At 40.8% G+C, this 15,558-nt stretch carries 14 protein-coding genes; 5 read left to right on the plus strand and 9 right to left on the minus strand.

Features of this window, described 5'->3' with window-relative positions:
• The first annotated feature begins 124 nt into the window (after positions 1 to 124).
• The gene (locus BLS32_RS14725) at positions 125 to 955 is read left to right on the plus strand and encodes a DNA/RNA non-specific endonuclease (protein ID WP_245699482.1); all 831 of its coding nucleotides are present in this window, start codon (positions 125 to 127) and stop codon (positions 953 to 955) included.
• Between the two features lie 80 nt (positions 956 to 1,035).
• Here the strand turns inward: BLS32_RS14725 and rodA are convergent, their stop codons facing one another.
• The 7 genes from rodA to BLS32_RS14760 all read right to left on the minus strand — a co-directional run bounded on the left by rodA (position 1,036) and on the right by BLS32_RS14760 (position 9,212).
• Positions 1,036 to 2,292 (minus strand): rod shape-determining protein RodA, encoded by a 1,257-nt coding sequence (rodA, locus tag BLS32_RS14730; protein ID WP_091397516.1) that lies wholly within the window; start codon positions 2,290 to 2,292, stop codon positions 1,036 to 1,038.
• The gene (gene mrdA, locus BLS32_RS14735) at positions 2,292 to 4,214 is read right to left on the minus strand and encodes a penicillin-binding protein 2 (protein ID WP_091397519.1); all 1,923 of its coding nucleotides are present in this window, start codon (positions 4,212 to 4,214) and stop codon (positions 2,292 to 2,294) included. The genes rodA and mrdA overlap by 1 nt, the downstream gene beginning before the upstream one ends.
• Entirely contained in the window at positions 4,211 to 4,717 is a 507-nt protein-coding gene (locus BLS32_RS14740; RefSeq protein ID WP_091397523.1) for a rod shape-determining protein MreD, read from the minus strand. The genes mrdA and BLS32_RS14740 overlap by 4 nt, the downstream gene beginning before the upstream one ends.
• Entirely contained in the window at positions 4,710 to 5,531 is an 822-nt protein-coding gene (gene mreC, locus BLS32_RS14745; protein ID WP_091397526.1) for a rod shape-determining protein MreC, read from the minus strand. Before mreC ends, BLS32_RS14740 begins: the two co-directional genes overlap by 8 nt.
• 87 nt (positions 5,532 to 5,618) lie before the next feature.
• A complete protein-coding gene (locus BLS32_RS14750) occupies positions 5,619 to 6,647 on the minus strand; it encodes a rod shape-determining protein (protein WP_091397528.1) in 1,029 nt (342 codons plus the stop codon).
• A 55-nt stretch (positions 6,648 to 6,702) separates the two neighbouring features.
• Complete coding sequence (gene purH / locus BLS32_RS14755; protein WP_091397531.1) at positions 6,703 to 8,229, minus strand: bifunctional phosphoribosylaminoimidazolecarboxamide formyltransferase/IMP cyclohydrolase; 1,527 nt, start codon at positions 8,227 to 8,229, stop codon at positions 6,703 to 6,705.
• Positions 8,230 to 8,339: 110 nt separating this feature from the next.
• Positions 8,340 to 9,212: a winged helix-turn-helix domain-containing protein gene (locus tag BLS32_RS14760; protein WP_091397534.1), complete on the minus strand. Its 873-nt coding sequence runs from the start codon at positions 9,210 to 9,212 to the stop codon at positions 8,340 to 8,342.
• Positions 9,213 to 9,359: 147 nt separating this feature from the next.
• Between BLS32_RS14760 and BLS32_RS14765 the strand changes: the two genes are divergently transcribed.
• The 4 genes from BLS32_RS14765 to BLS32_RS14780 all read left to right on the plus strand — a co-directional run bounded on the left by BLS32_RS14765 (position 9,360) and on the right by BLS32_RS14780 (position 13,472).
• Positions 9,360 to 10,439, plus strand: coding sequence for a ligand-binding sensor domain-containing protein (locus BLS32_RS14765; RefSeq protein WP_091397537.1), 1,080 nt, complete (start codon positions 9,360 to 9,362; stop codon positions 10,437 to 10,439).
• A 67-nt stretch (positions 10,440 to 10,506) separates the two neighbouring features.
• Complete coding sequence (locus tag BLS32_RS14770; protein WP_091397540.1) at positions 10,507 to 11,760, plus strand: ABC transporter permease; 1,254 nt, start codon at positions 10,507 to 10,509, stop codon at positions 11,758 to 11,760.
• Between the two features lie 306 nt (positions 11,761 to 12,066).
• Positions 12,067 to 12,705: a hypothetical protein gene (locus tag BLS32_RS14775; protein ID WP_139171785.1), complete on the plus strand. Its 639-nt coding sequence runs from the start codon at positions 12,067 to 12,069 to the stop codon at positions 12,703 to 12,705.
• Between the two features lie 134 nt (positions 12,706 to 12,839).
• Positions 12,840 to 13,472, plus strand: coding sequence for a hypothetical protein (locus tag BLS32_RS14780; protein WP_091397545.1), 633 nt, complete (start codon positions 12,840 to 12,842; stop codon positions 13,470 to 13,472).
• A gap of 67 nt (positions 13,473 to 13,539) precedes the next feature.
• On the opposite strand, the gene accD is transcribed toward BLS32_RS14780, so the two are convergent.
• On the minus strand, positions 13,540 to 14,394 hold the full coding sequence (gene accD / locus BLS32_RS14785) for an acetyl-CoA carboxylase, carboxyltransferase subunit beta (protein WP_091397547.1): 855 nt from the start codon (positions 14,392 to 14,394) through the stop codon (positions 13,540 to 13,542).
• A 67-nt stretch (positions 14,395 to 14,461) separates the two neighbouring features.
• Positions 14,462 to 15,529, minus strand: coding sequence for a class II fructose-bisphosphate aldolase (gene fbaA / locus BLS32_RS14790; protein WP_091397550.1), 1,068 nt, complete (start codon positions 15,527 to 15,529; stop codon positions 14,462 to 14,464).
• Between the last annotated feature and the right edge of the window lie 29 nt (positions 15,530 to 15,558).

The raw sequence follows: 15,558 nt of genomic DNA on the forward strand, positions 1-15,558 counted from the left end.
CAACATCATTGTAAAAATTAGTTTAGTTTTCATGTTATGTTTGTTTTTGGTTTGACATGTGGCTTTTCAGCCGCGGCGAATTTAACAACAATTATTCCAGAAGTTTTAACAGATGTTACAAAAGATGATGAAAATTCGCAAGCCAACAGGTATCGGATTCCTTATGATATGCGGTGTTGTGATATTTTTATATTGCAAAACAGCTGATTATGAAGAGAATATTAAATTGGATCAAAGTGGAGATCATACAACCGCCGAAAATCTGGAAAATAAGGAAATATTCCACTTTTTACCAACTTCTACGACGAATCAGATTGTTGTACATACAGGGTTTACGCTGTCTTACAATGAAAAATTTGAGGAATCGGAATGGGTTGCTTATCAATTAAAACCATCCGAATTGATGTCGTTCAACTATAAAAGGCCGATTTTTATTGAAGATCCAGAAATAAAAACAGGTTCTGCCGATTGGCGCAATTATAAAAAATCAGGCTATGACAAAGGGCATTTGTCTCCGGCAGCAGATCGGAAATTTTCTAAAACAGCGTTTGAAGAGACTTTTTATACGTCTAATATTGCACCGCAAAAGCATGATTTTAATAGCGGGATCTGGAACAGGCTCGAACAGAAAGTGCGCTTCTGGGCTCAAAAATATGACGGAATTTATATCATTACCGGCAGTGTGTTGAATGACAGATTAAAGACCATTGGCAAAGAAGATGTTGCCGTTCCGGAGTATTTTTATAAAGTGTTATTAGACGAAGACCATGGAAAATACAAGATGATCGGTTTTTTGGTTCCGCATGCGGATAGTGAAAAACCTTTGTATCAATTTGTAGTTCCGATTGACCGGATCGAACAGCTGACTGGAATTGATTTCTTTCCCCAGCTTGATGATGCCATTGAAAATGATCTGGAGAAAAATGCCGATTACAAAGCGTGGAGTTTTAACTAGCCCCGATTGAGGCGGTATCCTCGCAGCGCAGCGGAGAGATAAAGCCGAAAGCGGGAAAAAGCTCCTGAAAAAATAAAAACCTACCATTCATTAACTTTATTTGCATCCATTTTGAGGAATATGAACAGCAAGATCGTAAATCCCCAAAGTCCCGATCCACCGTAGGAAAAGAACGGAAGCGGCACACCAATCGTAGGGAAAATCCCTGCAACCATTGCGATATTGATGAAAAAGTGGATGAATAAAACGCCTGCGACACAATAACCATACACGCGGCTGAATTTGGTTTTCTGTCGTTCAGAAAGGTAAATGATCCTGAAAATGAGCGCTAAAAATAAGGCGATCACAACCATACAGCCTAAAAATCCCCATTCTTCGCCAACCGTTGTAAAGATGTAATCGGTGTGTTGTTCGGGAACGAAACCGCCTTTGGTTTGTGTGCCTTCGAGAAACCCTTTTCCCAACCAGCCGCCTGATCCTATGGCGATTTCAGATTGGTTTGTATTGTATCCGATGCCTTTCATATCGACTTCCTTTCCAAGCAAAATGTTGAAACGGTCTCGGTGGTGCTGCTTGAAAACGTTGTCAAAAATGTAATCTACAGAAAATACAAAACCCGAACAAAGGACCAATACGATTGCGCTGGCGACAATATTCCGGTCAACGAGCCTGCTTCTTAAATACACAAGTGCAATCACGACAATGGCCATTAAAATGACGGCCCAGGGTTCGAAAACCAATGACAATACAAATAGAATTATGGCGATAAATCCGGTCCATAAGTACCATGCCGGCAAACCTTCGCGGTACAATACGAGTACGAACATCGCATAGATCAAGGCACTTCCGGGATCATGCGGAATAATTAAAATCACGGGTAAAAAGATGATTCCCAGCGCTTGTATTTGCCGGTTGACATCTTTTAAATTGACCTGCACGTCGCTTAAATATTTGGCTAAAGCCAATGCGGTTGCGGCTTTTGCAAACTCTGCGGGCTGGATTCCGAAAGACCCAAATGAATACCAGTTGGCTTGTCCTTTTACCGTTTTTCCAAAAACAAACAATCCTGCGAGCGATAATAGTGCAACCCCAAAAATAATACTTGAGAATTTTTCGTAGAATTTTCCGTCAACGGATAGGATGATAATGATCAACGGAATCGTTAATGCAATGTACATCAGCTGTTTGCCGTAAAATTGGCTCAGGTCAAAAATAGCAGTTTCCTCACCGGTCGATAGCGATGACGAATAGATGTTGAACCAGCCCATCAGTACCAAAAGGATGTACAAAATGACGCTGATCCAGTCGAGGTTGCTTTTGACGCTTTGGTTTTTCATTAGTTTTCAGTTTCGGCATCATCCGGCTTTTGCGCTGCCGATTTTGTCAATTCAGGCTTTGACAGCAAAAGGCTGTCGGTTTCTTTCTTGCCGGTATATTTTGCATATTCGCCCTGAAGGCTGCCTTCGAGCATGCGTTTTTCAAGGTCGGTGCGTGTGATTTTTCCACGAATGTATTTTTCGATCATCAAACTCGCAATCGGTCCGGCCCAACGCGCGCCCCAATAACCGTTTTCTACGAATACTGCGATAGCAATCTTCGGATTGTCTTTTGGCGCAAATGCTACGAAAATCGAGTGATCCTGAAGTTTGACGCGTTTTCCGTTGATTTTCGCAAAGTTTTCAGCAGTTCCGGTTTTACCGCAAATTTCGATGCCTTCTACTTGTAAAGCATGCGCCGTTCCTTTATTGTAAACGTCAAATAATCCGGAAACGACAGGTTCGAAATATTTATGGTTGACTGTCGTTACGTGTTTGGTTGTGAATTTTTTATCGATTTTTTCGCCTTCGATTTTCCTGATGATGTGAGGCGTATAATAAAAACCACGATTCGCTACGGCCGCCATCATGTTGGCCAATTGAATCGGCGTCATTAATACTTCTCCTTGTCCGATCGAGTTCGAAACAATAGCTGTGCTTCTCCAGCCGCCATTAGGGTAAATGCGTTTGTAAGTTTTGGATGTTGGCGCTTTTCCTTTTCTGCCCGTAGGCAAATCATAGCCCATGAATTGGCCCAGGCCGAAACTTTTTAAATGGCCGCTCCACACATCGACACCATCAGCCGGGCGAACGAATTTATTGATCGTGCGCATGTAAGTGCTGGCAAAATAGGTGTTGCAGGATTCGTAAATTCCACGGTGCAACTGCATCACGCCGCCGTGACAGTGGCATTTCATAAATCTTCCGCGTGCATAACTGAAACCGTGGTTGCAGACAAAAGCCGTATTTTCATCGATGACGCCTTCTTGCAAACCGATCAATCCGGTGAGAATTTTGAATGGCGATCCTGGCGGATATTCTGCCAATAAACCGCGGTCATATAAAGGTTTTGCAATCGAATCGCGGTACAGCATCGTGTAATTTTTCGAACGCTGTCTTCCGACCAATATCGATGGATCGTAAGATGGTGCGGTTACCAAAGCCAGGATTTCTCCGGTTTTTGGTTCGATCGCTACAATTCCGCCACGCTTGTTAATCATTAATTCTTCACCATATTGCTGTAAAACCGCATCAATTGTTAAATTAATATCTTCGCCCTGAACGGCAATCGTATCGAATTTTCCTTCTTTATAGGAGCCGATTTCGCGGTTGTATTTGTCTTTCTGGATGTATTTTACGCCTTTGATTCCGCGCAAGACGGTTTCGTAGCTTTCTTCAACACCTTGTTTTCCAAGCAAATCCCCGCTGAGATAGTATGGATTTTTCTTTACAGTTCCTTCGCTGGCCTGTGTGATAAATCCGAAGACATTCGCCCCGAATTTCACCTGATAATCACGTAACGATCTTTTCTGAATGTAGAATCCAGGGAATTTCCTGATCTTTTCCTGAAAGGCAGCAAATTCGGCTTTGTTTAATTGCGGTAAGAAAACCGAAGGAAGTCGCGGACTGTATACTTTTGCTTTCGCAATGATCCGGATGTAATCCTCTTTTTTGATATTCAGCAAATGGCAAAATTCAAGCGTATCGATGTTTTTCAGATCGCGCGGAATCACCATGATGTCATAAGATGGCTGATTCGCAACCATTAATTTCCCGTTTCGGTCATAAATGTAACCGCGCTCCGGATAATCATACTGGATCTTGATCGCGTTGTTGTCTGATTTTAATTTAAACGTGTCATCGATCACCTGAAGGTAAAACAGCCTCAAAATCAGCAAGATCGTTGCAACAATTATGATGGTCGGCAATAATACTTTTCTCATCGTTTCCCTGGCTTAATAATGTAGATGATCGTGATGCAAAGAATGATGGTGAAAATGGTGCTGAGTAAGGTTTTTAGTAAGATTTCCGGCAGGAAATTGAGCTTAAAAATCTCTAGTAAAAACAATACGAAATGGTGGATGACAACGGCAATTAAAATGAATGAAAACCTTTCGGGCGTTAGAACATCATTCAGCCGAACCGTTTGGTATTCATAACTCAACCCGAATGAAAACTTAAAGATGTAAGGCCTGCAGAAAGCCAGGACAACGCAGGCAGCCGCATGTACGCCGCCGGAATTGCAGAACATATCCATAATAATTCCCAGGAAGAAACTCGCAAGCAAGAGTCCGTATTTGTTTCCGTTTACCGGATATAAAATGATGAACAGCATGTATGGATACGGATTGATGTATCCCAAAAAGTTGATGTTGTTGAAAATGAGGATTTGTGCCGCAAGCAGCAAAATAAACCGGGCGATATTGACCAATACGGCACTATTCATTTTCTTTTTTCTCTAAATTCAACACTTCTTCACGGTCTTTACTTTTGATGATGTATACATGTCCAAGATTGGTCATGTCGTTGAACAATTTAATGTTCAAAGTGTAATAATTCGTTTGGTTGTCGATGTAAATTTTATCAATTGTTCCAATTCCGATATTTGCAGGAAAAATCACCGATTGTCCACCGGTTACGATGGTGTCGCCTTTTCTAACTGAAGCCAGCCTTGGAATATCAATTAACTGAACAAATCCCGTGCTTTTCCCGTTCCAGACTAAAGAGCCAAAATGGTTTGATTTTTTGATTTTTGCATTAATCTGCGATTTCACATTCAGGATGCTTAAAACCGTTGCATAGTTTTTTGAAGTTTTGTCGATAATTCCGACGATTCCCGCACTGTTCACGACGCCCATATCAGGTTGCACTCCGGCTGCGGAACCACTGTTAAGCGTCAGGTAATTTTCCTGTGAATTATATGAGTTGTGGATGACTTTTGAAACGATGATGTTGACTTTATCCACACCTTTGATGCTGTCGATTTTCGGGATGGAAGTGGTATCTTTTGCGTTGAATAACAAACTTTTTAGTCTTGCATTTTCTATCGCGAGTTCTTCATTCTGGTCTTTCAAACGCAAGTATTCACTAAATGAATTGATCTGTTCATACACGCCGCCTGTAAGGAAATTCGCAGAAGAAATGACTTTGCTTCTATGAAACGAATGCGCCTGAACGGTCAAGACTAACGAAATTCCCAAAAGCAGCAAAAACAGCAATCGATGGCTGTTTTTAAATATAAAATTAAATATTTGCTGCATTTTTTTTTAGTGTTCAGGGATCAGTACGCCTTTTTTATTTTGGACGAAATCCAACAATAAAACCGTTTCCGAAAAATTAAAAATCTGCTATTTGATTAAAATGCTTCTGAATTTAGGAATGTTCTTCAAGGCCATTCCGGTTCCGCGAACAACGGCCCTTAACGGATCTTCGGCAATGTAAACCGGAAGGTCTGTTTTTTGGGAGATGCGTTTGTCGAGTCCACGAAGCATTGATCCACCGCCGGCAAGATAAATTCCGGTATTGTAAATATCTGCTGCCAATTCTGGTGGCGTTTGTGATAAAGTTTCCATAACCGCATCTTCAATACGCTGGATCGATTTATCTAACGCTTTCGCGATTTCTCTGTATGAAACGTCAACCTGTTTTGGTTTTCCTGTTAAAAGGTCACGGCCTTGAACCGACATTTCGTCTGGAGGCGTTTCGAGTTCTTCTAAAGCAGCTCCGATGGTAATTTTGATTTTTTCTGCAGTCGCTTCCCCAACAAATAAGTTGTGCTGCGTTCTCATATAATAAACGATATCATTCGTGAAAACGTCACCGGCAATTTTCACCGATTTGTCACAAACGATTCCGCCCAAAGCGATCACTGCAATTTCTGTAGTTCCACCACCGATATCAACAATCATGTTTCCTTTTGGCTGCATGATGTCGATTCCGATACCAATCGCTGCGGCCATTGGCTCGTGAATTAAGTACACTTCTTTTCCGTTGACGCGCTCACAGGATTCTTTTACGGCGCGCATTTCCACTTCCGTAATTCCGGACGGAATGCAAACAACCATGCGAAGGGCAGGCGTAAACATCCTTTTTTTCAATGCCGGAATGCTTTTGATAAACATGGAGATCATCTTTTCAGAAGCGTCAAAATCGGCAATAACCCCATCTTTCAAAGGCCTGATGGTTTTGATGTTTTCATGTGTTTTACCCTGCATCATGTTGGCTTCCTTACCAACGGCGATGATTTTGCCGGATACGCGATCACGGGCAACTATCGACGGACTGTCGATCACGACTTTGTCATTATGAATGATCAGCGTGTTGGCGGTACCAAGGTCTATCGCAATATCCTCGGTCATGAAATCAAAAAATCCCATAAGTCTTTTAAGGGTTTAAATTGTTATAAATTTTTAACGCACAAAGTTAAACAAATTAATGTTTAAAATGACGCGTTCCGGTAAATACCATCGCAACTTTATTTTCATTGCAATAGTCAATACTCAATTGGTCTTTTATCGATCCGCCGGGCTGGATTACGGCTGTAATTCCGGCATTTTTTGCGATCTCCACACAATCCGGAAAAGGGAAAAATGCGTCGCTCGCCATCACCGCGCCATGCAAATCAAAATGAAAAGTATTTGCTTTTTCAATCGCCTGGTTCAACGCATCGACACGTGATGTTTGTCCGGTTCCGGAAGCGATCAAGGTGCGGTTTTTTGCAAAAACGATCGTGTTCGATTTGGTGTTCTTGCAAACTTTAGATGCAAATAATAAGTCTTCAATTTCTTCGGCAGTCGGGGCTGTGTTGGTAACGGTTTTTAAGTGGCCTTTATTGTCGGTGACTTTGTTTTTATCCTGGACTAAAAATCCGTTTAAAGCGGTTCGAACCTGTTTTTGAGGAAGTTCGACATCTTTCTGGATTAAAATAATCCTGTTTTTCTTTTGTTCTAATATTTTCACCGCTTCATCATCGTATGAAGGTGCGATCACAACTTCGCAAAATAAACTGTTGATTTCCTCGGCAGTTGCTGCGTCGATATTTCCATTTGCAATTAAAACGCCGCCAAATGCCGATGTCGGATCTCCGGCCAAAGCATCCAAATAAGCTTGTTTCATCGAGCTTCTTGTCGCCAATCCGCAAGCATTATTGTGTTTTAAAATCGCAAAAGTCGGGTCGTTGTCTTTGAATTCGGCGATTAAATTTACGGCGGCATCAACATCCAATAAATTGTTGTATGACAACTCCTTTCCGTGCAATTTGGTAAACATCGCATCAAAATCCCCGAAGAAAAATCCTTTTTGGTGTGGATTTTCGCCATATCTTAAAACCTGTCCGTTCGCAATGCTTTCTTTGTAAAAAGTATCGTCGGTGTTGAAATAATTGAAAATCGTAGTATCATAATGGGACGAAACGTGGAATGCTTTCGTTGCAAACGCTTTTCTGTTTTCCAATGTCAACGCGCCGTTTTGCTCGGAAATTAAATCCAATAATTGGGAATATTGGTCTACCGAAGCCACGATTACGGTGTCTTTAAAATTTTTCGCTGCCGCGCGGATTAAAGAAATGCCACCAATATCGATTTTTTCAATGATATCAGCCTCTGATGCGCCCGAAGCCACTGTTTTTTCAAATGGATATAAGTCGACAATGACAAGGTCAATCTGCGGAATATTGTATTCTTCCATTTGCTGCACATCGCCTTCGTGGTCTTGTCGGTTTAAAATGCCGCCGAATATTTTCGGGTGCAATGTTTTGACACGTCCGCCCAAAATCGACGGATACGAAGTCACGTCTTCAACTGGAACTACAGGAATTCCTAAATTTTTTATGAATTCCTCGGTTCCCCCGGTAGAATAAAAAGTAACGTTTTGTTCGTGTAGTTTGCGAACAATTGGCTCCAGCCCGTCTTTTGAAAAGACCGAGATCAGCGCTGATTTGATGATTTTTGTTGTGCTCATTTTTGTAGTTGTGTATGAAGCCGCAAAAGTAGTTTTTTTCTACCGAACAAAGTCTTGGTTTTTTTAAAATTTTTGGACTTTTTGCCAATAAAAATCAGACAATACAACGGTTAATCAACAACACTCTTAATTTGCAGTTTGTACCCTTTGCCATGAACGTTTATGAGCTGAACGGAAACATCCGATTCTAATTTTTTTCGGAGTTTTGAGATAAAAACATCAAGACTTCGGCCAACGATAATGCCGTCGTCTTCCCAGATTTCTTTTTGCAACCTGCTTCTGTCGATGGTTTCATTCGGATTTTCTGCAAATATTAACAGCAGCCTGTTTTCTTTTGTCGTTAGATTCATCGTTTTTTCAGTTGTAATAAGATGCTTTTTTTCAACATCAAAAAGGATGGCTCCAATGCTAATGGTTTGATTGGAATTTATAAGTTTCCCAGGTTGCATTTTCTTTTTGCGAAAGTGGAAAACAATCAAAGGGAAAAACAGTATGACGGCCAATAGCGAGATTGAAACAGCTTCTTTTTTAAGATCCGGAGCAGTTTCCCGAAATTTGATGTACACCATATAACACCCATAAGGCAGGTTGCGGCCCAAACACGGAGTGGCGGTTTTTGTTTCACGATTAGAAACATCATATCCATAAACGACTTCATGGTGGTCGCAATCCAAAACATTTACGATGTAATCTGTATCATTGCTTTCGGCAAATGTTTTCCGGATGATGGCCACAAGCGCATTGGGTTCGATGGCAAATTTCTTCTCGAATTGCAATTCGTATGATTTGTCCGAAAGCTTCTTTACTGGCAATACGCGTGAAGTGCTATCGCCAGCCTGAAGCAAAATCGCATCACCGATTTTCCTGATTTCGATTTCGCGTTTTGCCAAATTATAATCGGCTTTGTTTTTTGTTTTGATCAGAAAATAAAATCCACCGAGCAAAAAAACCGCAAATAAAAAGAATGCATATCTGATTTTCATATTTCAAAAGTCCAGCTTTTTTCGAATATGTGGCCCTGTTTCTGAAAAATTTTACAAAATTTACATTTCTTTTTACACCGATGTTGCGGATGTCCAGCGTAAGAACGTGTAGGTTTGCGTGGTTATAAATATCTAATAAACAGCAATATGAAAACTATTTTCCAACTCCATCTGATCTTTGTGTTCGTTTTTGTGTCTTCGTGCAACGGGCAGCCAAAAGCGCAAATTTCCGATCAAACAGTCCAAACAAAAAACATGGCCTGGTCGGCACCGACGGTTTATGGGCCAATGCCGAAACCGGTTGTTCAGATCAGCCAGTACATCCGACGGATGGTTCAGGATAAGGACGGAAATATCTGGTTTGGCACCAACGGTGATGGCGTGTGCCGTTTTGACGGAAAAAACTATGTGTATTTTTCGCCGACAGATTTGCGCAGTGGTTTTGGTGGCGAAATTGTCAGAGGCATTGTGCAGGATGAAAGCAATCAGATTTGGTTTGCAACAAATAATGGGGTAACGCTTTACGACGGAAATCAATTCACGAATTTTACCACAAAAGACGGATTGCCCAACAATCAGGTCTGGAGCATTTTAAAAGACAATTCAGGTAAGCTTTGGATTGGCACGGAAGGCGGTGTTTCGTGCTACGACGGAAAATCGTTTGTAAATTTTGCCGTTCCCGAAGCCGATCTTTCGAAATCTCCAAACGCATATCCGGCTTCAAAATTAATCAACAGCATTTTTCAGGATGCTGCCGGAAACATCTGGTTTGGTTCCAATGGCAATGGCGCCTATCGTTTTGACGGAAAATCGCTCGTCAATTTTTCGGAGAAAGACGGCCTTTGTGACAATTTTGTGCAATGCATTATGCAGGATAAAACTGGAAACCTATGGTTTGGGACCCGATTTGGCGGTATGAGCCGTTACGACGGAAAAGCATTTGAAAATTTTACAGAAAACAACGGACTCAAAAATAATTTTGTCTGGACGATTTCAGAAGACAAAGCCGGAAATCTCTGGATTGGAAGCGCAGGCGGCGGATTGACGCGCTATGACGGAAAATCGTTTGCAAATTATATCGAAAAAGACGGACTTCCGAATAAATATGTTCAAAGTATTTTAGAAGACAAGGATGGAAAACTCTGGATCGGCACTTCTGGCGGCGCTTTTACATTCGATGGAAAAACGTTTATCAACATCACAAGGATTGCGCCCGACGGTTGTTGATTTTTTTTGATAACGATGTGCGCTTTTGCAGTCGAATGTCTTAAATTTGAAGAGCAAAAAACACACTATGGTCGTCTACCTGCGCTTGCTCAAGGAAAGTTTTACGTTTGCGATGAATGCGCTGCGGAATAATAAATTGCGAACGGTTTTGTCGCTGCTTGGCGTTACCATTGGGATATTCTCGATTATTGCGGTGCTTACTGCGGTGAATTCGCTTGACAGGAAAATCAAGGCAGATTTGAGTACTTTGGATAAAAATACGATTTTCCTGACGAGCCAGTCGTTTGGGCCAACTGAAGTTCCGGAATGGAAACGCGAGCAATTTCCGAAAGTGAATTATGAAGAATTCCAATATCTAAAGGAAAACCTGAATAATGTTGAAAATTCTTGCTTCCAGTTTTTTACGCAGCACGAAAGTTTTAAATATGAGACTAATGATGTTACCGATGTGAATATCGTTGCAGTGACTTATGAATTTGCAGACATTCAGCGGCTCGAACTTTCAGAAGGTCGTTTTTTTAATGAGTCGGAATCAAATTCAGGTTCAGCAGTAGTTGTTCTTGGCTATGAAGTGGCGAAAGGCCTTTTTGGCGACATCGACCCGATTGGAAAAATGGTGCGTTTGTACGGACGCCGTTTTCAAGTCATCGGCATTACCAAAAAACAGGGAATGACTTTGGGAATCGGTGACAGCAATGACACTTCGGCTTTTATTTCATCTAATTTCCTTCGGAAGATTTATGGCGACAACAATGAATCGATGCTTCCCGTTATTTTGATCAAGCCTGAAAAAGGTGCTGACATCGAAGAGTTAAAAGGCAACATTGCTCAAAAACTTCGCAATTTTCGTGGGGTGAAATCTCAGGAAATCAATAATTTTTTCATCAATATTTTATCCGGTTTTACCGATATGATCGATAATATTGTCGGGCAGATGAAAATGATCGGCTGGGGAATTAGCTTATTTTCATTACTCGTTGGCGGATTTGGGATCGCGAATATCATGTTCGTTTCGGTGAAAGAACGCACGAACCTGATTGGCATCCAAAAATCGCTTGGCGCAAAAAACAAATTTATCCTATACCAGTTTTTATTCGAAGCCATGATTTTATCTGTCATTGGCGGAATGATCGGATTATTGCTGGTTTGGATCATTGCGCTTGTGATGACCAATGTACTCGATTTTGAATTCGTGCTGAGTCTTGGAAATATACTTCTTGGAACTTCGCTTGCAACAATTATCGGATTGATCTCAGGAATTCTGCCGGCGATTTCGGCCTCTAGATTGGATCCGGTGGAAGCTATTCGAACAGGAATGTAGTCTTTATCTGATTGTTTATAACTTTTTTTTCCATCCGTTAACCGTAACTTCATTTCTTTTAATTTTATCTTAATATATTTTAAATCAGGGCTTTGTGTGCTTTGCCTTTATTTTCATATAGTTCTGTAACGTTATTAATTTAAATGAAGCTGCATATGGGATAGAATCGACTCAAAGAATTGAAGAAATCCATTACAGCAGGTAATGATTCTTGCAGAAATCCCTAAAATTTTATTCCTGAGTTGAAAAGCTTAACAATATATGTTAAGTGTACTTGGCTCCAACCAATTAAAAACACCGCATAATATGAAAAAAATCATCATTACCTTAAGCATTATAATACTTGCAGTTTTTTCAAATGTCTTAATTTCTTGCTCAAATGACAGCGAGATGACAAATAATGAAACCAATGCCAAATCTTCAGTTGCAAACCTGAATAAATTATCGGGTGGAACAGGACCGATTGTAAATGCCCCGCTTCCAAATTCACACAAACTGGTTGTTAACAACAATACAAATACTACGTTTTATATTCCGTTTATTTATGCGGCAGAAGGACCCGCAGGAAATTATAAAATAGCTAAGAAAGAAGGAACGCCTATCACAGTAAGTCCAATGTCAACAATTACTTATGTAGATTTTGTAACTGCAGTTCCAAGTAGTTACAGCATCCCACAATGGACAATTACAAACAATACAACTAATCCTCCCGCAATTTCCACCCAAACTGCTGCATATACATTAGCCAATTATGGTATACAGAATCCATCTGCGCAGTTGGGTGTAAAATATACGTATTGGACGGGTGCTGATGTATTTATCCCAGGAACGGCAGCTCCTTCCAATTTTATAGGGAGGTCTAATCCAACTAGTTTTCAGGTTAATGGAATAACAGTAAGCTGGGTAGTGCAAAGCAATGGTGACTGTGTAATTAACGTAAACTGATCTTTTAATAACTTAAAATTAAGATATGGAATTGTAAAATATTAATTGGGAAAGTTGAAACTAGAGGTGCCGGCTCCCGCAGAAAATTTAGAATTATTTTATCTTTTGTGTTTCACTAATATTAAATATTTAAAATGAAAAAAATCATCTATACTTTAACGATTGTTATTCTTGCAACCTTTTCCAATGCGCTTATTTCTTGCTCAAATGATAGTGACACCGCCAGCAATGAGGCCAATGCAAAGTCAGCGTCAAATGCTTTAAATAAACAACCTGCGACCGGCCCGGTTGTTAATGCTGCTCCAAGTGGATCGTCGCACAAATTGATCTTCACCAATAATACAAGTACGACCTTTTACATACAATATATTTATGCGGCTGAAGGGCCTTCCGGAAATTTCACGATCGTTGGAAACAAAGTTGCGCCCGGAACTCCAATACCTGTGGGTCCAATGTCAACCATTAGTTATACAGACGTTGTAAATGCCACTCCAACAACGAACAACATTCCAAATTGGTATGTGTTTAGCAGTTCGGGTAGTTTTCTTTATTCAGCCTCCTATGTATTGTCTACTTATGGCATCCAAATTCCGAATGCTGTTCTTGGAGCTAAATATACCTATTGGACATCTGCCGACATATATGCAGGTCCTGGTGCAACACATAATATTGGAAGAGCAAATCCTTCCAGCTTTACAACCAGTACAGGAGCGATTGTGTCTTGGGCTATACAAAGCAATGGAGATTGCGTGATTACAGCTAATTAATTTATAATCCGATTTATGGATTGTATATAAATATAAAAAAGCCCCATCTAAAAATGGGGCTTTATATTTATCTAAGCGGCTGATTTAAAATCAAATCCAAATACAAATTGATCTTGTCTTTTAGCTCTTTCCTTGGCGTAATGAAATCTAAAAATCCGTGTTCCAATACAAATTCGGCAGTCTGGAAACCTTCGGGCAAATCTTTTCCTGTCGTATCTTTCACAACCCTTGGGCCTGCAAAGCCGATCAAAGCACCTGGCTCTGAAATGTTTACATCGCCCAACATGGCATAAGATGCGGTTGTTCCTCCGGTGGTAGGATCGGTACACAACGAAATGTACGGAATTTTAGCATCGGCCAATTGTGCCAGTTTTGCTGATGTTTTTGCCAACTGCATCAAGGAATAAGCGGCTTCCATCATACGCGCGCCACCTGATTTGGAGATCATCACAAACGGCATGTTGTTTTTGATCGAATGGTCGATCCCACGTGCAATTTTCTCACCCACGACTGCGCCCATAGATCCGCCGATAAAGGCAAAATCCATACAGCAAATGACCAAATCTTTTCCTTTTGATTTTCCAACTCCGGTGCGGACGGCATCTTTGAGTTTGGTTTTTTCCATCGCGTCTTTCAAACGGTCGGAATATTTTTTGGTGTCGACAAAATGCAACGGATCTTTTGAAGTCATGTTTTTGTCCAACTCTATAAATTCGTTGTTGTCAAACAAAATCTCAAAATATTCCTTGCTTCCAATCCTTACATGAAAACCGTCTTCGGGGCTAACGTATAAGTTTCTGGCCAATTCATCGGCATCGATGATCTTTCCGGTTGGCGATTTATACCACAAACCTTTCGGAACATCTTTTTTATCTTCTGTTGCGGTGGTAATTCCCTTTTGAGTTCTTTTAAACCAAGCCATATATCTGTAATTAATAATTGGCCAGCGACAATTAAAAGATCGTCAGTGGCCAATTGTATAAATGTTATTATAGAGTATTCACATTGTTCAAATCGGCGAAAGCCTGCTCCAAACGCGTGTTGAATGTCACTTCACCTTCACGAACCCATTTTCTTGGATCGTAATGTTTTTTGTTTGGTGCTTCCGGGCCATCAGGATTTCCGATCTGTGTTCTCAAGTAGTCGATGTTTTTAACCATATAATCGCGGATTCCTTCTGTGAAAGCAAACTGCAAATCGGTATCGATGTTCATTTTGATGACGCCGTATCTGATTGCTTCGCGAATTTCTTCGATTGTAGAACCTGATCCGCCGTGGAAAACGAAATCAACCGGATTTTTCTCAAGGTTGTGTTTTTGTTGGATGTAATCCTGAGAATCCCTTAAAATAGTCGGTGTCAATTTTACATTTCCTGGTTTGTAAACGCCGTGAACATTTCCGAAAGCAGCTGCAACGGTAAAACGCGGACTGATTTTATTCAATTCGGTAAATGCATAATCCACATCTTCCGGAGTAGAATATAAAGCCGAATGGTCTACGTTTGAGTTGTCAACGCCGTCTTCTTCACCACCTGTAATGCCAAGTTCGATTTCAAGGGTCATGCCCATTTTGCTCATTCTTTCAAGGTATTGCTTGCAGATTTCAATATTCTCGTGAAGCGGTTCTTCAGACAAATCGATCATGTGCGAGCTGAACAATGGTTTTCCAGTTTCGGCAAAGTGTTTTTCACTGGCATCCAACAATCCGTCAAGCCAAGGCAATAATTTTTTAGCACAATGGTCGGTATGTAAAATGACAGTTGCTCCGTAAGCTTCGGCTAATGTATGCACGTGTTTTGCACCTGCAATTCCGCCAGCAATGGCTGCTTTTTCATTGGCATTAGACAAGCCTTTACCTGCGTTAAAAGCCGCTCCACCATTAGAAAACTGAATGATTACCGGTGCTTTTAGTTTTGCCGCAGTTTCAAGAACGCCATTGATGGTGCTTGAACCTGTAACATTTACCGCCGGAAGCGCAAATCCTTTTTCTTTTGCGTATCTGAAAATTTCCTGAACTTCATCGCCGGTAGCAACACCAGGTTTAATATTATGAGCCATTGTTGTTTGTTTTAAATTAAAGGTTACAA

Source organism: Flavobacterium noncentrifugens, from assembly GCF_900100375.1.
Lineage (GTDB): Bacteria > Bacteroidota > Bacteroidia > Flavobacteriales > Flavobacteriaceae > Flavobacterium > Flavobacterium noncentrifugens.